Below are 17,036 nucleotides of genomic sequence, written 5' to 3' on the forward strand. Positions count from 1 at the left end.
TTTATTCTGTGTTATTCTCTACATTTACTATAGAAAGATTTTATTGTATTCTTATAGTTGCACTACTTGACCTTTACTGTTGGATTTGGACTAGGCATCCTTAAAATAACCAAGAGTAAAGGGTTTTTTTATGAGATTCTCTGTTTATCATGACTTCTAGTTTATTCTTTACCAATTGCTTCATATACTTCGTCCCTTAAATCAGTTAAGTCTAGCTCTTCATAAGCTTGCATTGCTGCCTCTTTAAATGCATCAACATCTGATTCTACAACTTTCATACCCTCTTCAATCATTTTCTCTTCAAACTCTTGTTGCATATTTTCAATTTCGCGGGCATTTTCTTCAGCTACTGCTTTTGATTCTTCAAGTAATAATGTTTGTAAATCTTCTGGAAGTGTATTAAACCATTGCTCTCCAACGACAATGCCATTAATTAATTGAAAATGACCTGTTTTATTTACATAATCAATGACTTCATAGATTCTTGAAGGGTAACTAGATGTATGTTGTGCTTCTGCACCGTCAATTGCACCTTGCTGTATAGAGGTATAAACTTCGTTCCATGGCATTGCAATTGGAGTTGCTCCCATTGCTTTAATCGATTCCTGCCAAACTGGAGATCCTGGTGTACGAACTCGCAATCCATCCAAGTCTTCTGGTTTTTCAATAGGTTCATTTGTCAAGAAATGTCTCGGACCGTCATACCAGTTAAAGGAAAGAACACGAACGCCATGCTCAGATGCTAGTTTATCTGTCCAGGACTGGAAAAGATCCGTTTGTGTAATTTTTAATGCCTCATCATAATTATCAATTAAGTAGGGAGCACCAAGAATACCCATTTCTTCTACATAAACTCCCATTCGACTGCCATCAGTTAACAAGGCAACATTTACTCCTTGTTCTGCTTGCTCAATAACATCATCGTCAGATCCTAATTGTGCACTTGGATAAACCTCCATAACTAACCGACCATCTGACTTTTCTTTTAATCGTTCAGCTAATGTATTGAAGCCTTTTACAATTGGAGCTGTATCGGCTTGTTGTGTAGACATTTTTAATGTATATACTTTCTCATTACTTTCACCGGATACTTCTGTATCATTTGATCCGCAACCGACTAATAACATACTCCATAAAGTTAGTAAAGAAATGAACCCAATTATCTTTTTCATTACATACTCCTCCTCTTCCATTATGTTAGAAATGATCCCGCCTTCATAGATTCATATGATGAATAGTATCTTTCTAAACATTTATCACCTCCTTTAAATTTACGGGAATCCTAGGATTTTCTATTTTTCGCACTAGATTCTCGAATAATCAAACGAGGACTAAAGCGGAATGTTTGTGATTCTATATGTTTCTCTTTATTCATGATTCTGTGATAAAGAAGCTCTGCGGCTTTCTCGCCCATTTCATAGACAGGCTGAGAGACAGTTGTGATAGATGGAGTGAAGATATCGGCATTGGCAATATCATCAATTGAAATTAATGATAGATCGTTTGGGACATCAAGCTTAACTACTTTTATATAATGTAAGACTTCTAAAAACGATAATTCGTTAATAGCTAATAATGCGGTCGGAGGAGATTGTAGTGTAAAAAGCTTTCCAACTTTTTTACTTAAAAGACCTAATTCAGCTTCTACAATTAACTCTTTATCAAATGGTAGGTTAAATTGTTTGATTGCATTTTGATAACTTTGAAGTCTTTCTTGTCTGGTCGTAATATTTAGAGAAGGAGCATTTCCGACAATAGCAATTCGTTTATGATTATTCTCTACAAAATGTTTCATCGCAGCGAAAACAGCCTTCTCATTATCTAATAAAATAGCATCAGCATGAATATCACTAACGGTACGGTCAATGAAAATCACTGGGAATGCTTCATTAAGCATGAATTGATACAAATCTTTATTATGACCAGTGGGAAAAACGATTAAGCCATCTACTTGCTTGGCTCTTAACATGACAATGTAATTTCTTTCCTTTTCAGGATCATCGTCACTATTACATAGAATGATATGAAATCCGCGTTCTTGAAAATAGTCCTCAATCGAACGAATGACCTTAGTTGAAAACGTATGTAATATACTTGATAATACGACTCCAATGGTGGAGCTCTTTTTCTGCTTTAACGAACGGGCGACAATATTGGGTTGATAGTTCAACTCTTTAATCGCATGTTCAATTCTCTGTTTTGTTTCGTCACTCATATAGTTAAAACGATTATTCAAATATTGAGAAACTGTACTTTTCGATACTTTGGCTAAGTTTGCTACATCGGCAATAGAAGATTTTTTCATCATAAACCCCTTTAGTAAACCGGTTTAGTTAATGTAAATGGTAACGCTTACTACCCTATAGTGTCAATAGAAATTTCCCTTTTTTTCATCAGAGGATAATCCGTGTATCTACTTTCGTTCCAAAAAAAGGGGGGGAAATGGGAAGAAAAATTGAATTAGCCATATTCGGAATAAAAAATACACATGTATTTTTCTGTTGAATTATTAATAATTAGAATGAAACCGCTTTGATGATATATGTACGTAATGACTTGAGTACACCTCCCATTCATATCATAAAAAAACAAGAATAATATCTTAGGGAGGAATATTTTTTACAATCTATTAAAAACGAGACGAGATAGAAATTCAAATTCACTTAAGCTATGAAACACAAGGAATACCAAATTAGACTGTAGGTGAGGGGATCTTATGGATGTTGTAACAATTGGAGAATCAATGGTTGTCTTTACTCCAACTAGCGATGGATTTATGAGGAATGCATCGCAATTCACAAAAAAAATAGGTGGAGCAGAATCCAATGTTGCAGTTGGTCTGGCTAGGCTAGGGCATCAATCAGGATGGATGAGTAAATTAGGAGCTGACGAGTTTGGAAAGGCTATTTTAGCTTTTTTAAAGGGTGAAAATGTAGATGTTAGCCAAGTAACCTTTGATGATAAAGCACCAACAGGAATCTATTTCAAAGAACCAAGAAGACAAAATAGTACAAGAGTTTACTATTATCGAAAAGGGTCTGCTGCTAGTAAGCTAGCACCAAGTGATTTAAATGGTGACTATCTTATGAATACGAAATACCTTCATATCACAGGAATTACTCCAGCTTTAAGTGAGAGCTGTAGGGAGACCATTTTTGAAGCAATACGAATAGCAAAACAAAATGGGACGACCATTGTTTTTGATCCTAACTTAAGAACGAAGCTTTGGGATGAAGAGACTGCTAGAGAAACACTATTGAAGTTGGCTAAGGAAGCTGACATCGTCTTGCCAGGTGTTGCAGAAGGTGAATTTTTGTTTGGAGAAAGTGACCCTCAGAAACTAGGACAATTATTTTTAGACCATGGTGCATCAGTTGTTGTCATGAAGGTGGGAGCTGAAGGTGCTTATTATTTTACCAAAAAAGAGAGCGCTTTAATTCCTGGATTTCCAGTAAAGAATGTTGTAGATCCAGTAGGTGCAGGAGATGGCTTTGCGGCGGGCTTTTTATCGGGCTTACTAGACGAGCTTGAATTGGGCGAAGCAGTTGAGCGAGCGAATGCTGTAGGAGCACTTGTCACAATGGTTAATGGGGATGTCGATGGATTACCAGAAAGGGAAGAAGTAGAGCAATTACTATCTAAACATGGAGAAGATGTTGTTCGTTAAGGGGAGGATAAAATGAATCATATTGACATTATTAAAGAAACGGGTGTAGCTGCTGTTATTCGAGGCGCAACGACTGACAATATTATCGCCATTGCGGAAGCGCTAAAAGCAGGAGGAGTAAAGGTACTTGAAATCACAGTTGAAACGCCAGGTGCTTGTGCCGCCATTGAAAAAGCATCATCGGAGCTGAATGATGTATTAGTTGGAGCAGGAACAGTACTTGACCCTGAAACAGCACGAACGGCGATTATGGCCGGAGCTAAATTCATTTTCTCACCTACTACAAATCCGAAAACTATCGAAATGGCAAAAAGATATGGGGTAGCTAGTATACCTGGTGCGTTAACACCAACTGAAATTCTTACTGCTTTTGAAAACGGAGCGGATCTCATAAAAGTATTTCCAGCGAATGTATTCGGTCCAAGCTATATAAAAGACATTCATGGTCCACTTCCGCAGATTCCATTAATTACAACTGGTGGAATCTCAGTTGATAATGTTGGTGAATATATTAAAGCTGGGGCAGCAGGTGTTGGAGTGGGCAGTTCACTAGTAAATACGAAAAAAGAGTTAACACCTGAGTACTTGAATGAAATAACAGCAACAGCATCGACATTTATTGCTGCTGTTAAAGAAGCAAGAGGAAAATAAGAGATGTCAAAAGCAACCTATTCAACAAGGGTTGCTTTTTTTGAACTCATTACTTTTTTAAAGTGCATGGAAGAAAGTGTGTCTTGATAGGTAGGCTGGTGGTATTAATACATGAATTTTTCATTGTAAAAAACTAAATAGATACTAAACTAGAAAAAGTAAAAAGGGAATTTACGCACTTTATACACAGCTTTTAACATATATTCGGATAAAATGAGTACGTCTAAATTTCATAGTTGAAATGATTCGAGAAGTTAAGTAGTATCACTATTATATATTATAAAAAATGACCGAGGAGATCTAACATGTTCTTTATCATTATCATCCTCTTAGTGTTTTTGTTTGACTTTACTAAGATTAGAAATCAAAATAAGACGTTAATTGAGCAAAATAACAAAATAATTTCTTTATTGGAAGAGATAAAAAACAAATAAAGTCTCCTTGATGATCAATAATGTCGTGCAAATTGGCACCGAGGTTAGTGTAGATAATCTTACCACTACAGAGGAATATTCCCTAAAAGTAGGAGACAAAATGAAAATCAAAAAAGAGAAAAAGCGTTCTCTACGTAACGTTTTAAAAAATATGTTTACTGAATTACGGGATTCTATTTTTTTTGAAATAGCTTGGAATATGTTACTTTATATCCCAAGGGTACTCATAAGAGGATTTAAGGATTTATTTTAGTCTTTCACGTGCGGAGGATTTGTGATATGAGCGTAGCTAACCTCTTCTGAATAATAAAATACCCCAAAAGTTAGGTTTCTTTTACCTTTTGGGGCATAGTATTTCTCCGATTAGCTATAGGCACCCTCACATGTATTAGCAATTGGTTCATAATAGCAATGCTGTTTATATTGTCCTGTGAATGGCTGATTGTACCAAGTAGGTGGACACTCAGCATAAGGATTGAAGTACCAAAGTGCAAATTTAGATGGGTGTTCTCTCCAGAAATCTAAGTTTTGTTTGGCTAATTTTTTTTCAACGCCTCTTGCTCGTTGGTAGAAAACATTTCCTTTTTGGACGGCTTCAAATGAGTAGTTTCCTCCCTGGACCTGGTAAATGACCTGCGATACAGTTCTTAAATCTTTAAAGTCTAGACAATTTGCCTTAAGGCGATTCACGATAACATTTCCAACCATCAGCATTCCAAGCTTTCCTTCACCCTCGGCTTCTGCTCTCATCATTCTGGCCATCAACGAAACGTCACTATCCGTATATTTCACTCTTGGCATCTTTTTATCACCTCTTAAAAAATGTATGAAAAAAACCTACAAACATGTAGGCTTTCTGTAAATTTATCTTTTCATCTGACGGTTTTCTTTCTTGAATACCTTGGTTTGAAAAAGAAAATCGAAGATCTTCACACTGAGACTCCTGGAACATCCCGAGTGGAAAGAGTAAACGCTTATCTCAAGGACTATTTTTTAGCTTAACAATGTACGTTATCAAACCGGAAAGTGTCTTTGGTGAAAGTCCCTAAGGCTCTAAGTATTCAATTTATGAAATTCATTCATGTGGTAGCAAGGGTAAATTGTCCACATTAATTGGGATCCTCTCGAATGGGTAAGACAGTAGAATATTTAATTTCTCTTAAAGCTAAGCTTGTTTGAATTCGCGTGATTCCTAGTTTATTGAGTTTGCGAATAAATGCTTCTAATTCTCGCCGATCCTTGTTGATGACTTTAAGAAGATAATCATACTCGCCGGTAATGCATTGACATTCCAAGACTTCTGGTAAAGCCGATAGTTCTTTTTCTAATACCTGGAGCTTTTCTGTTTGGTGTATAGTTGTGCTAATAAAAATGAAGGACATTAAGTCAAAACCAAGAAGGTCTTGATTTAGAATAGCGACATGCTTATGAACATATCCCTCCTGTTCAAGGCGTTTGATGCGTGCATGTGTAGCAGGTGGAGACAAATTCACCCTTTTTGCTATGTCAGAGTTACTAATTTGATTGCCTTTTTGTAAAATATCCAAAATTTGAAGATCTACCTCATCGAGTATTTTGCTGCTTTGAGCGTTCACATACTCACTCCCTTACAATTCTTCTGTCCGTTCTCTTTAATCTATAGTTTAACGAAATTTTTAAAACTAAAATAGAGATTTTATTTATTTTATTTTGAATTTTTCCAAGAATGCGAAAGTTTATATTGTTAATTATGTGAAAGTGTTAAAATTATTTTTATCGACGATGATAGTTCGGATATCGTATTTAACAAAGGGGAGAGAAAGTTGACCTACAAATATTATGGTTTATTACTGTTAACCTGCTTATGCTGGGCAGGGAATTTTGTCGTGAGTAAGACGCTTGTTGAGCATGCCTCACCACTAACTTTAACCACGCTAAGATGGCTCATAGCTGCTGTATGTTTAGTTCCAATTGTTTGGTGGAAAGAAAAAAAGCTAGTACCTCCACGAAATGCGATTCTGCCTCTTTTTTTAATGGGCAGTACGGGTGTGGTTTTATTTAACCTCTTTCAGTTTTATGCTTTAGAACGAACAACAGCTACAAATGTAGGGTTAATTTCAACCTTAAATACAATCACCATTGCAGTCTGTTCTTTTTTCTTTTTAAAAGAGAAACTGAATCCACTACAAATGGTTGCAATGTTCTTTTCACTTTTTGGTGTGTTCCTTGTGCTTACAAAAGGAAGGCTCACAGACATTCTATTCTTTGACTTTAATACTGGAGATATGTGGATGGTGGCAGCTGTATGTATTTGGGGAATCTATACAATATGTAGCAAATGGGCCATGACTATGACATCAGGCTTAATGGCCATTTTGTATGCGTCGATCTTTGGATTGATGATTCTCCTCCCTTTAAATCTATCAAACTTTACAGTGACGAATGTTACACCTGCTTTTATAGGATCTCTCCTTTACACTGGCGTAATTTCAACCGTACTCTGTATGCTACTTTGGACGATTTGTGTTCAAAAATTAGGGGCGACTACATCAGGTGTGTTTCTAAATTTTAATCCTATCTTCACCGCAATCATGGCGTATATTCTTTTAGGTGAACAGATGACATGGGTTCAAATTATAGGGAGTATGATTGTCATAGCAGGGTGCTTTCTATTTACTTATTTTAAAGGGAGGGTCCTTACAAAACGAAAAATGGCACCTCCTTTACATGCTGGATAATAAAGGTTTTTCTCATATCATAGATAAGAAAAATCTAAATTGATGAGAGAGGTGGATCATGGTATATATAGAAACAGAGAGGGTAAGGCTCCGCGGTTGGAAAAAAGAGGACCTTGAACCCTTTGGTCAATTAAATGCAGATCAAGAGGTAATGAGATATTTCCCTTCTACGTTATCTCAACAAGAGACAAAGGCATTTCAACGGGTGATCCAAAAGGAATTTGATGAATATGGATATGGTTTATATGCTGTTGAGGAAAAGGACTCACAAGCATTTATTGGGTTTATAGGATTTCACCGTGCAACCTTTGAAGCAGATTTTACCCCTTGTATAGAAATTGGCTGGCGCTTAAAGAAAGAGGTGTGGGGAAAAGGCTATGCAACAGAGGGAGCGAGGGCGTGTTTAAAATTCGGCTTTGATGAACTAGGGTTTCAAGATGTGTATAGTTTTACAGCTGAACGGAATGAGCCATCTAAGAGGGTTATGAATAAGCTTGGCATGAGCTTTGTTAAGAGGTTTAATCATCCTCGAATGGAGAAAATCCATCCACTTAGTGAGCATGTTTTGTATCAACTATCATCTAAGAAATTCAAAGATGAATAAGTCGCATGGTTCTTTTAACTCCATGCGACTTTTTTCAATTATTTACTTTCTTCTACTACTTCTTTAATAACATTTGCTAATAGTTCAACAGAACGTGATTCTTCTTCTAGTGTATTTTCAACACCACCGAGATTTATAAGGAGTGTGTTTTCAAATACGTCTTGATTGTACGTATTTTCCGTTTCATTTCCTTCTTTTATCCATACGCCAGTTGATACTGTAGGATAGTGCTTTTCTAGCTTTTGATGGAGCAGCTCTGCTATTTTCCTATTTTCCTTATAATTTTTACTAAGTTTAGATACAACAAAAGTAATCTTGGCTGTATCTTTCCCGTTTACTTTAGTCGTTGTCATACTTCGTTTTTGCGCGCTTCTATGAAGATCAATCATGAGCTTAATCTCTTTATGTTGTTGAAGCGCCTCTTCCATAATGTTCCTTGAGATTGTATAAGAGTGGGAATAGCTTAATTCTTTTTCTTTAAGAATTTGTTGGATGTTTGTTGTATCCTGTAAAGCAGGAATATTTCTTCTTTCTAACGCTTTAACTAGTTGAAGACCAACTAATGTAATATTCTTTTCCTCATGTATAGCTTGGGCTGGATCTTGAATATTTAATAAGGGTGTAAAGGATTCTGTATTGTGAGTATGGTAAATAAAAATTTCAATAGGAGTATTTTGGTTAGAATTCATTAAACTACTTTGGTTTGTTTGGAGTGTGGTATTCATTTCTTTCGCACTTTTTGTCAAATACTGGAATCCACCAAAAAAAGCAATCCAAGAAAAGAGTAAGAGTGATGAGAGCGTGCCGACCAAATAAAAGCTGTATTTTTTTGTTTGCTTCTTTCTTGAATATTTTTCTGCTTCTTTATTAAGCTTTCTCCTTGTTTGTTGGACAAATTCATAACTAGGTGTTAGTTCATCGGAGTTTTTAATATTGTTAAATAGCTCATCTTCAATTCGCACCAGTAAATACCTCCTCACCTTGAATATGTAGTTTTCGCTTTAACTGCTGTATGGCTCTATAGTAGTCAATCTTCACTTTTCCTTCTTTACATCCAAGTATTTCTGCAGTTTCCTTAATGGTTAATTCATTAATACCACGTAAAATAACCACAGCTCTATAGCTTGGTTTTAAGTGTAGAATTGCTGTATAAAGCAGCTTTTTTTCTTCATTTTCCTGTACTTGTTCTTCAGGTAGCTTCTTGGACGAAGGTAATTGTTTAAAAAAGCTATCTTTAAAGATCGAGAGAAATTTCCTTCTTCTTAGCTGATCAATCGCTATATGCTTAGCTATTGACAAGATCCAGGTTTTTAAATGACATTCATTATTAAACGTGGAGTAACATTTTAGAACTCGAATGAAAACCTCTTGAGTTAAATCCTCCGCATCGTCCTTGTGCCCTGTAAAACAAATAAGAAATCTATAAACATCTAAATAATACTGCTCATAGATGTCTTCAATCCATACTTCCATCGCCGAAGACTTGGTCAATCGTATCCCCCCTATTTGTTTGTTCATCTATTAATCGCTTGAAAAGAAAAAAAGTTACAGGTTTTTAAAATCTTTTTACATCATCAGTAAATATATAGAGATAATTCTCTAAATGACAATTAATTACCTTTAGAAAATGTTTCTTTCGTTCTAGAAGAAAAAAGAGGTTTGATAGTCATTTAGTAGAATATGCTATTGTAGGAAAAAATTAAAGGTAAGGAGGGAGAGAAAATTGTAAACATCCAACAACAGACAAGGCAAAAGATAAAAATATTTTTATCGAAGGAGGATGTGTAAATGATTAACAGATTAGGACAGGTTATGTTGTACGTAAATGATCAAGACCAGTCAAAGGAGTTTTGGACAAAGGTTATTGGCTTTCAGGTAATCTCAGAGGTCAAGAACGAACAAGGAATGAGTTGGATTGAAATGGCCCCAACAAACGAGTCGGAAACAAGTATAATCCTGCATGATAAAGAGACTGTGGCTAAAATGAGTCCCGACCTACATTTAGGTACACCTTCACTAATGTTTTTTACCGAAAACCTTGAAGCGTTACACAATAAATTGTCTCAAAGTCACATAACGGTAGGAGAGATTGTGACAATGCCGACAGGAAAAGTGTTTAACTTTGCTGACTATGAAGGAAACTATTTTGCTGTTATGGAGAAATAAAAGGGAGATAAACACATTCAATAAGTGAGTGTGTTTATCTCTCTTTTATTGTGTTCATAGTCTAGTTAGTACTTCTGTTAAACATAGTTGTTGATACCCGTTACAAGTAGAAAGACATTTTCTTAACACATGGATGCTACACGGAATACTTAGCTAAGCAAGCAAGAAAAGAGATACATTTCTCTATAAAGAGAAAAAACAAATACTATGTTAGGAAAAAAGTTAATCCTTAGAAATGGATTTTACGAAATAAAATGAATTAGGCATTTTTTCCCCACTGTATTTTTCCCTCTGGTAAACTAAAGATAGAACATATTAAGATGTATTCTAATGGGGGGCTTGTGGCATGTATAGTTTTAAAAATGATTATAGTGAAGGTGCACATCCGAGTATTTTACAAGCATTAATGGAAACAAACCTGGTCCAAGAAGATGGCTACGGTGGCGATCAGTTTACCAAATCAGCAATAGAATTGATCAAAAAACAGCTTGGTAGTGATAAGGCTGATGTCCATTTGCTTGCAGGTGGAACGCAAACGAATCTGATATCGATTTCAGCTTTTTTACGACCTCATGAAGCAGCTATTGCAGCAAGTACAGGGCATATTTTCACTCATGAGACTGGAGCAATTGAAGCAACAGGTCACAAAATTATTTCCGTTGAGACGAAAGCGGGGAAACTCACTCCAGCTGATGTTGAGAAGGTGTTGCAGGATCACCCAGACGAACATATGGTAAAGCCAAGGCTCGTTTACATATCTAATTCAACTGAAATTGGGACAATATACAAGAAGCAGGAATTAACAGATCTCCATCACTGTTGTAAAAAACATCATCTCCTTTTATTCATGGATGGGGCCCGACTTGGTTCAGCGCTTTGCTCTTCACAAAACGATTTAGAGCTAAAAGAGATTGCGAGTCTCGTCGATGCTTTTTATATTGGAGGGACAAAAAATGGTGCACTTTTAGGAGAAGCGCTTGTCCTTTGTGACGATGTGTTGAAGGAGGATTTTCGCTACCATATGAAACAAAAGGGTGCTTTACTTGCGAAGGGTAGATTACTTGGCATTCAGTTTCAGGTGCTTTTTCAAAATCAACTGTACTGGGAATTAGCTACACATGCTAATCAGATGGCGGACTTACTTAGAAGGGAGTTGCAGGAGGCAGGCTATTCATTTTTAGCAGATTCACCAACCAATCAAATTTTCCCCATCCTGTCAAATGAGTTGATTGAACAGCTAGAAAGAAAATATGGCTTTCATATATGGGAAAAGGTAGATGATCATAACACAGCTATTCGTCTTGTCACTTCTTGGGCTACAAAGGAAGAGGAAGTTTTGGCTTTTATTGAGGATATAAAAAGAAAATCGATTATATAGGAGGAGCGGTTCATGTTTCAACCGAAAGCAATTTTTTTAGATATGGATGGAACAATTTTAAATCACCAAAATTTCGTTTCTAATAAAACGAAGGAAATAATCGATCAGCTAAGAGCTGAAGGACTATATGTATTTATAGCAACTGGAAGATCATACGATGAAATTGGGAAGATTGTTCCAGAAGGCTTTGCTGTAGATGGCTTTGTTACATCAAACGGAATGGCTGGATATGTCGGTGATGAAGTCGTGTTTGAGCATTCGTTAGATCGCGATTTGGTAGAGAAGATTATTGAATTGGCGAGAAAGCATAAGGTGTATTACGAATTGTTTCCATACGGAGCATCCAGATTGACCTTAAAGCAGGATCAACCGTACGTGGAAGAAGCAATTCTTGATCCTAAGCCAGAAAGTGTCGGAATGAATGAATGGTCATCGCGTAAACAGGCGTTAAAGGATGAAATTGCTTGGTTAGAGGAAATTGAAGGTGACAAGTTTTCAAAGTTCTACTTCTTCTCAAAGTCACAGGAGCATATAAATAGCTGGAAAGAAGAGCTAGATCGGATGAAAAAAGAAGTCAATTTTACAACGTCAATCTCGTCTCCTCATAATGTCGAGCTAATGGTTGCAAACGTTAGTAAAGCCTCTGGAATCAAGAAAATGCTACAGAAATTTGGTTTATCCAAAGAAGATACTCTTGCAATAGGTGATAGTGATAATGATATCTCTATGCTTCAGCTAGTCGGTTATCCAGTGGCCATGCAGAATGCCCCAGCTCACATTAAAGAACTTGCAAGGGCTGTTACACCTTTTTCTTGTGATGAAGATGGAGTCTATCACTATTTAAAATCGTATGTAAAATAATAAAGATTCAGGCTCGTTCGAGGGTCTGAATTTTTTCTTAATTAGGAAACTAGGTATAAGGAATTTGATGTTGCCCTTCTTGCAAATCTCTACACCATTACTATCTACTAGTCTAATGCAAGAGAATTCCTCTCAGAGTCTTCGTCATCGACAACAAAGACGTATTGCTAAATTAATTCTACATTTTTAGTTTTAAGAGAAATCGAGTGTATCCTCTTAAAAAGTTTGATTTAATCAAACAAGAGGAACTCTATTGGAGATGAGGGAGGAGATATAAGAATGTTTAGCCTGTGATGAAGAACCTATCAGTGAGATTTAAGAGATGGGATTATTAACAATGATTTTTCTCACAAGACATTCCAGTACGACTGAATGAAGGAAATAGAAGGAACTTCTCTTTGTTACTATATCGATTGTTTGTAAAGGGAAACTCCTTCTCAATAGAATGTTAGTCTTTAAAGTAACTATACATGCTCCGCTTTTGATGAAATTTATTAATAAGCTTGTCCACTTCGCAGCTTAGCTCAATGGTTTCTTTACTTGTGAATCCTGTTATGGATGCGGTGTGAATCATCTTGGAGCTCTTTTGGGCTATTTGCTTACCAATTCTTAAAAGCTTCTTTTTATTTTTCTTTTTTATCGGACTTTCTTCAATCAATTGAAAAACACGTTCTTCAATCAATTTTACCACCTCTCTTCTTATTATGAATTTTTCTTTAATAAATGAAAGTTTTCTGCAATAGAATTATTAAACCAAAAATTCTTGGTGAATGGAAGTTATTCGACAAAAAAAGAAAAAATAGTATATTTTTTGATAAAGTCTCTTTACTGAAAGGTTGTTGCTCATTATCTAGTAATTAAGTAGTAACAGCGTATTTCGTTTTAAATAGGGTGCTAGATTAAGAAGAAAAGATACGATTAGTCTTTTTACAGCGCTGTTTGCGTTTATGCGAGAAAAAGGAGGCTCTCCGCCAGCGCTACGGAAAGTGAGCAACTGGAGTGGAATTCGATCAGACCGGACATTTGATCACCAATCATGAGTATATGAAAATAGGGCAAATGTAAATGGTATCTACATTCTGTAGGTCTGTGTTTCTAAAAAAAAGCAAGTATAAAATTAAGTCAAATAATATAAATTTTCGTTGCATATTTTGTAATATGAATATATTGTAAAATTAATGTTAAATTATTGTAAATGATTGAAGGGGCTGGTTCTAATGAGTTATTCTTCCATAGAGATAAAGGATATGAATCTTGTTAGTTTGGTTGAGTTAAAAAGACGAATTCAAGTAGATTTAGCCAAAGTGGATTTACGATTAGAAGAAACTCCGAGGGATTCAATTTTAGTTAGCAGAAGGTCGCAGCTGGCAAAGTTATATGCTGAGGTGAGTCGTGAACAACATCGAAGGAAATTAGTGAGGGAAAACGTGAATTAGGTAAACCTTCTCAATCATTCTTCTTATTAAAGTAACTAAGTATTTTAGACACCCAGTTTTTATTTAGGGAGAAAAATACTCCCTTATCCTTCTTGGTTTTAATGACAGATTTCCATTTCATTTATTATTCTCTCTTTTAAAAAACGAACTCGTGAATGCGTACAATTTAACTTGCTTTTAAGATTTACTCTGACCAATAGCCGATAGAACAGATCCAACAGCTTGGATCCAGCTACCAGTAAAGTTGATATCTGTAGACTTTTCTTTATTTGTTATTCTAACGGAAAGTGCCTGTAAAGAGTTTCCGATAGTCTGCAGTAAATTTCCATATACTCCATAAAGATTTTCAAGGGAAGGCTTCTGTCCAAGAGCATCAGCAAAAGAGGCGGCACCCCCAAGGGCCTGAAGTGAATTTCCCTGTATTGACAAGGTTTCCTGTGTTTTTTCTTCAACATCCAATAGAGAACCAACAATAATGGTAGAGTTCCCAGCTGATTGAATGATATTTCCAAGTTTATCGAGAGTAAAGGCTTCCTCACTATCTGCCACAAGTGCGTTCCCAGAAGCTTGGAGAACATTTCCCCATAAATCTATGGTATCCAGTTCTTTTTCATTTAAATACCGTGATGGCGATGCCGCGATTGCAGATAATATTGTTCCGATTGCTTGTATTTGCGATCCGAGATTTGCCTTCGCCTCTTGATTATTCATGACATTCACCACCTCCTTCTTACCATGCTATTCATAGGGGAACGAATATGTTTGATTACATACTGGAAGATGATGAAAAAGTTTGGTCCAACTATACAAAATCACGTTGAAAACAGGGAGGAAATAATAGATCGACAAGGAAGGGAGTGGAGACTATTCTTACTTTGATTCAGGCTGTTCTCGCATTGTTTGTTGTTGGAGAAAATGTCAAGTGCCGGATTTTCAACCTATGTAAAAGGTTTTTCTCTATTTGTAAATATCCCTCTTCTTTCTTACATACCAGGTATTCCATGTGAATTTCATAAAATTATATTGAATAGTAGCAAGTTTAAGAATGTGGCCTTGTTATGCAGCGATGAGAATGGGCTGTAGGGAAAAATGATGGCAATAAAAAGCAGATATTTGCCATTTTTGTACGATATCCCATCAATTCATCTCTCCATTCTCTGTTCCCCATTTATGCATTTCCTGTAACAGGGGCATTAAGGTGATGCCACGTTCAGAAATAGAATACTCCACTTTTGGAGGCATTTCATTATATTGTTTTCGATTGATAAGCCCGTCAGCCTCTAATTCCTTTAACTGTTGGCTTAACACTTTATGTGTCACACCAGGAAGCAAGCGACGTAGCTCGTTATAGCGATAAGTACCTTCAACACTTAAGTGCCAAAGAATAACGGTTTTCCACTTACCACCAATTTTTTGTAAAGTATATTCGATGGAGCATTTTAGTTTCCCCTTATCATCTACTGTTACGTTATTATCCATTCTAAGATCACTCCTTTACTTACATTATGGATAGTTTCTTACAAAAAAGTGCATTCTTACATCTAGAATCATACTGATTTATACTAACAGATGTCAAAACATATAAAACAGGAGGAATAAAGAATGCGACCATTTCCTAGAACCTTTTCACATATTGGATTATCTGTACCAGATCTTGATCAAGCACTAACATTTTATAAAGAGGTACTTGGTTGGTATGTCATTATGGAACCATCGGAAGTTTATAATGATGATACACCGATTGGCGAAATGTGCCGAGATGTTTTTGGGAACAATTGGGATAAATTTAGGATTGCCCATCTTGCAACAGGAGACAAGATAGGGATTGAGCTGTTTGAATTTGCCAATAATGAACAACCAAAGGATAATTTAGAATTTTGGAAAACAGGTATTTTTCACTTTTGTATACAGGACCCAAACATTGAAGAGCTTGTAGAGAAGATTAAGGCATATGGAGGGAAACAACGTATGCCGATTCGTGAATATTACCCTGGAGAAAAGCCTTATAAAATGGTGTATGTAGAAGATCCATTTGGAAATGTTTTTGAAATCTACACACATAGCTATGAATTAACATACTCTCAAGGAGCTTATTAATTTTTTTTATAGGCTTTTTATAAAAAACCACATTTCATAAAAAGGGACAGAAGTGCCTGGCACCTTATCGTAACGACTATATGTACGCACTGATTTATCTAGTGCACACAATAGATTGTATCGGAGGGTGCCTGGCTCTTTATTTTGTCCCAGCCTTTTTTGCTATTTAATCAAATGGTAATCATACATACGTCGTTCATTCTTGGAATGAGAATTCATCTTAGTGATGTTAAACCCACAGTTTTTCGGTGTGAGTAGTTTTCCCTTCTGAGGACTTGAATAATTGAGGAGTATGAGGTGAAAAATAACAAAAAACGTAAGGGTGATTATCTATGGAAAAAAAGATCTTGAAAACGTTACTTTTCATAGGTCTCCTTCTTTTCCCTTTTGCTTTCAAACGTGAAAATCTTAAAGAGAATCTTTTGATTTTTTTTCTAAAGGGCTATCTCTCAAGCTTCATCGCGACTGTTCTTGTGAAAAATAAAAATATTAGCTATCCTATTCGTCTAATGCCAAAGTACTTTAGTATAAGTGTTGTATTTGATTACTTGCTTTTTCCAATTTTGTGTATATTTTTTAATCAGACCTCTCTCAATTCTAGACCTCATATAATTGTTTTTCAGTCCTTTTTGTATAGCATGCCGATGACGATTCTTGAAGTGCTATTCGAAAAATATACGGATTTAATTAAATATAAACATCATTGGAATTGGCTCATCACGTATTTGACATTAACAACCACATTATTAGTGGTTAGAGTTTTTATAAGCTTTTTGAGGAAACTAAGTCTTGAAGGAGCGCAAAATAAGAGTCAGAACAACACAGTGAATTTGAAAGAAATGTAATCATCTGTTTATAGAGAGGTCTTTTCCTTCTACGTAGTTACTAGTCATCATTCCTATTCTTACGTACTATTCTGATAAGCAAAAAAGAATATGAATGCTTTCCAAGTTCAGTGAGAAAAAGGAGATTATTTGAGACTTGGGATAGTTACTAAAAAATAATCTGTACAAAAACATGGTCAT

The 17,036-nt window shown here is 35.8% G+C and carries 19 protein-coding genes; 10 read left to right on the forward strand and 9 right to left on the reverse strand.

Annotated elements, in window-relative coordinates:
* Positions 1–161 precede the first annotated feature (161 nt).
* Together A9C19_RS02410 and A9C19_RS02415 are read right to left on the reverse strand one after the other, a co-directional pair.
* Complete coding sequence (locus A9C19_RS02410) at positions 162–1,172, reverse strand: C4-dicarboxylate TRAP transporter substrate-binding protein (RefSeq protein ID WP_072578479.1); 1,011 nt, start codon at positions 1,170–1,172, stop codon at positions 162–164.
* 110 nt (positions 1,173–1,282) lie between these two features.
* Positions 1,283–2,305, reverse strand: coding sequence for a LacI family DNA-binding transcriptional regulator (locus tag A9C19_RS02415; protein WP_072578480.1), 1,023 nt, complete (start codon positions 2,303–2,305; stop codon positions 1,283–1,285).
* A gap of 411 nt (positions 2,306–2,716) precedes the next feature.
* Between A9C19_RS02415 and A9C19_RS02420 the strand changes: the two genes are divergently transcribed.
* Positions 2,717–3,667 (forward strand): sugar kinase, encoded by a 951-nt coding sequence (locus tag A9C19_RS02420; RefSeq protein WP_072578481.1) that lies wholly within the window; start codon positions 2,717–2,719, stop codon positions 3,665–3,667.
* A 12-nt stretch (positions 3,668–3,679) separates the two neighbouring features.
* Complete coding sequence (locus A9C19_RS02425; protein ID WP_072578482.1) at positions 3,680–4,318, forward strand: bifunctional 4-hydroxy-2-oxoglutarate aldolase/2-dehydro-3-deoxy-phosphogluconate aldolase; 639 nt, start codon at positions 3,680–3,682, stop codon at positions 4,316–4,318.
* Between the two features lie 797 nt (positions 4,319–5,115).
* Here the strand turns inward: A9C19_RS02425 and A9C19_RS02435 are convergent.
* Together A9C19_RS02435 and A9C19_RS02440 are read right to left on the reverse strand one after the other, a co-directional pair.
* A complete protein-coding gene (locus A9C19_RS02435) occupies positions 5,116–5,553 on the reverse strand; it encodes a cell wall hydrolase (RefSeq protein WP_072578484.1) in 438 nt (145 codons plus the stop codon).
* A 308-nt stretch (positions 5,554–5,861) separates the two neighbouring features.
* Entirely contained in the window at positions 5,862–6,347 is a 486-nt protein-coding gene (locus A9C19_RS02440; RefSeq protein ID WP_072578485.1) for an Lrp/AsnC family transcriptional regulator, read from the reverse strand.
* Between the two features lie 207 nt (positions 6,348–6,554).
* On the opposite strand from A9C19_RS02440, the gene A9C19_RS02445 reads away from it, so the two are divergent.
* Positions 6,555–7,469, forward strand: coding sequence for a DMT family transporter (locus A9C19_RS02445; protein WP_072578486.1), 915 nt, complete (start codon positions 6,555–6,557; stop codon positions 7,467–7,469).
* A gap of 58 nt (positions 7,470–7,527) precedes the next feature.
* Positions 7,528–8,073: a GNAT family N-acetyltransferase gene (locus A9C19_RS02450; RefSeq protein WP_072578487.1), complete on the forward strand. Its 546-nt coding sequence runs from the start codon at positions 7,528–7,530 to the stop codon at positions 8,071–8,073.
* A 38-nt stretch (positions 8,074–8,111) separates the two neighbouring features.
* Here the strand turns inward: A9C19_RS02450 and spoIIP are convergent, their stop codons facing one another.
* Both spoIIP and A9C19_RS02460 read right to left on the reverse strand, forming a co-directional pair.
* A complete protein-coding gene (spoIIP, locus tag A9C19_RS02455; RefSeq protein ID WP_072578488.1) occupies positions 8,112–9,035 on the reverse strand; it encodes a stage II sporulation protein P in 924 nt (307 codons plus the stop codon).
* Positions 9,025–9,564 (reverse strand): RNA polymerase sigma factor, encoded by a 540-nt coding sequence (locus A9C19_RS02460; protein WP_233499230.1) that lies wholly within the window; start codon positions 9,562–9,564, stop codon positions 9,025–9,027. Before A9C19_RS02460 ends, spoIIP begins: the two co-directional genes overlap by 11 nt.
* Before the next feature lie 297 nt (positions 9,565–9,861).
* Here A9C19_RS02460 and A9C19_RS02465 point away from each other — a divergent pair, with 297 nt between their 5' ends.
* The 3 genes from A9C19_RS02465 to A9C19_RS02475 all read left to right on the forward strand — a co-directional run bounded on the left by A9C19_RS02465 (position 9,862) and on the right by A9C19_RS02475 (position 12,478).
* Positions 9,862–10,239 carry a VOC family protein gene (locus tag A9C19_RS02465; protein ID WP_072578489.1) on the forward strand — a complete coding sequence of 126 codons (378 nt, stop codon included), beginning with the start codon at positions 9,862–9,864 and terminating at the stop codon, positions 10,237–10,239.
* Positions 10,240–10,585: 346 nt separating this feature from the next.
* The gene (locus A9C19_RS02470; protein WP_072578490.1) at positions 10,586–11,617 is read left to right on the forward strand and encodes a threonine aldolase family protein; all 1,032 of its coding nucleotides are present in this window, start codon (positions 10,586–10,588) and stop codon (positions 11,615–11,617) included.
* Between the two features lie 12 nt (positions 11,618–11,629).
* Positions 11,630–12,478 (forward strand): Cof-type HAD-IIB family hydrolase, encoded by an 849-nt coding sequence (locus tag A9C19_RS02475; protein WP_072578491.1) that lies wholly within the window; start codon positions 11,630–11,632, stop codon positions 12,476–12,478.
* A 448-nt stretch (positions 12,479–12,926) separates the two neighbouring features.
* On the opposite strand, the gene A9C19_RS02480 is transcribed toward A9C19_RS02475, so the two are convergent.
* A complete protein-coding gene (locus tag A9C19_RS02480; protein WP_072578492.1) occupies positions 12,927–13,160 on the reverse strand; it encodes an aspartyl-phosphate phosphatase Spo0E family protein in 234 nt (77 codons plus the stop codon).
* 535 nt (positions 13,161–13,695) lie between these two features.
* Here A9C19_RS02480 and A9C19_RS02485 point away from each other — a divergent pair.
* Entirely contained in the window at positions 13,696–13,914 is a 219-nt protein-coding gene (locus A9C19_RS02485) for a hypothetical protein (RefSeq protein ID WP_072578493.1), read from the forward strand.
* A 177-nt stretch (positions 13,915–14,091) separates the two neighbouring features.
* Here the strand turns inward: A9C19_RS02485 and A9C19_RS02490 are convergent, their stop codons facing one another.
* On the reverse strand, positions 14,092–14,625 hold the full coding sequence (locus A9C19_RS02490) for a DUF6944 family repetitive protein (RefSeq protein ID WP_072578494.1): 534 nt from the start codon (positions 14,623–14,625) through the stop codon (positions 14,092–14,094).
* 426 nt (positions 14,626–15,051) lie between these two features.
* Positions 15,052–15,393 (reverse strand): winged helix-turn-helix transcriptional regulator, encoded by a 342-nt coding sequence (locus tag A9C19_RS02495; RefSeq protein WP_072578495.1) that lies wholly within the window; start codon positions 15,391–15,393, stop codon positions 15,052–15,054.
* Between the two features lie 123 nt (positions 15,394–15,516).
* Here A9C19_RS02495 and A9C19_RS02500 point away from each other — a divergent pair, with 123 nt between their 5' ends.
* Together A9C19_RS02500 and A9C19_RS02505 are read left to right on the forward strand one after the other, a co-directional pair.
* Positions 15,517–16,011 (forward strand): lactoylglutathione lyase family protein, encoded by a 495-nt coding sequence (locus tag A9C19_RS02500; RefSeq protein ID WP_072578496.1) that lies wholly within the window; start codon positions 15,517–15,519, stop codon positions 16,009–16,011.
* Between the two features lie 332 nt (positions 16,012–16,343).
* Positions 16,344–16,856, forward strand: coding sequence for a CBO0543 family protein (locus A9C19_RS02505; RefSeq protein WP_072578497.1), 513 nt, complete (start codon positions 16,344–16,346; stop codon positions 16,854–16,856).
* Positions 16,857–17,036 lie beyond the last annotated feature (180 nt).

Origin of the sequence: Bacillus weihaiensis, assembly GCF_001889165.1 — a bacterium.
GTDB lineage: Bacteria > Bacillota > Bacilli > Bacillales > Bacillaceae > Metabacillus > Metabacillus weihaiensis.

What these genes read in the sequence shown, in the direction of transcription:
- A9C19_RS02410 (WP_072578479.1), bottom strand. Translation starts at nt 1,172, where the DNA reads ATGAAAAAGATAATTGGGTTCATTTCTTTACTAACTTTATGGAGTATG.
- A9C19_RS02415 (WP_072578480.1), bottom strand. Translation starts at nt 2,305, where the DNA reads ATGAAAAAATCTTCTATTGCCGATGTAGCAAACTTAGCCAAAGTATCG.
- A9C19_RS02420 (WP_072578481.1), top strand. Translation starts at nt 2,717, where the DNA reads ATGGATGTTGTAACAATTGGAGAATCAATGGTTGTCTTTACTCCAACT.
- A9C19_RS02425 (WP_072578482.1), top strand. Translation starts at nt 3,680, where the DNA reads ATGAATCATATTGACATTATTAAAGAAACGGGTGTAGCTGCTGTTATT.
- A9C19_RS02435 (WP_072578484.1), bottom strand. Translation starts at nt 5,553, where the DNA reads ATGCCAAGAGTGAAATATACGGATAGTGACGTTTCGTTGATGGCCAGA.
- A9C19_RS02450 (WP_072578487.1), top strand. Translation starts at nt 7,528, where the DNA reads ATGGTATATATAGAAACAGAGAGGGTAAGGCTCCGCGGTTGGAAAAAA.
- A9C19_RS02465 (WP_072578489.1), top strand. Translation starts at nt 9,862, where the DNA reads ATGATTAACAGATTAGGACAGGTTATGTTGTACGTAAATGATCAAGAC.
- A9C19_RS02470 (WP_072578490.1), top strand. Translation starts at nt 10,586, where the DNA reads ATGTATAGTTTTAAAAATGATTATAGTGAAGGTGCACATCCGAGTATT.
- A9C19_RS02475 (WP_072578491.1), top strand. Translation starts at nt 11,630, where the DNA reads ATGTTTCAACCGAAAGCAATTTTTTTAGATATGGATGGAACAATTTTA.
- A9C19_RS02485 (WP_072578493.1), top strand. Translation starts at nt 13,696, where the DNA reads ATGAGTTATTCTTCCATAGAGATAAAGGATATGAATCTTGTTAGTTTG.
- A9C19_RS02490 (WP_072578494.1), bottom strand. Translation starts at nt 14,625, where the DNA reads ATGAATAATCAAGAGGCGAAGGCAAATCTCGGATCGCAAATACAAGCA.
- A9C19_RS02495 (WP_072578495.1), bottom strand. Translation starts at nt 15,393, where the DNA reads ATGGATAATAACGTAACAGTAGATGATAAGGGGAAACTAAAATGCTCC.
- A9C19_RS02500 (WP_072578496.1), top strand. Translation starts at nt 15,517, where the DNA reads ATGCGACCATTTCCTAGAACCTTTTCACATATTGGATTATCTGTACCA.
- A9C19_RS02505 (WP_072578497.1), top strand. Translation starts at nt 16,344, where the DNA reads ATGGAAAAAAAGATCTTGAAAACGTTACTTTTCATAGGTCTCCTTCTT.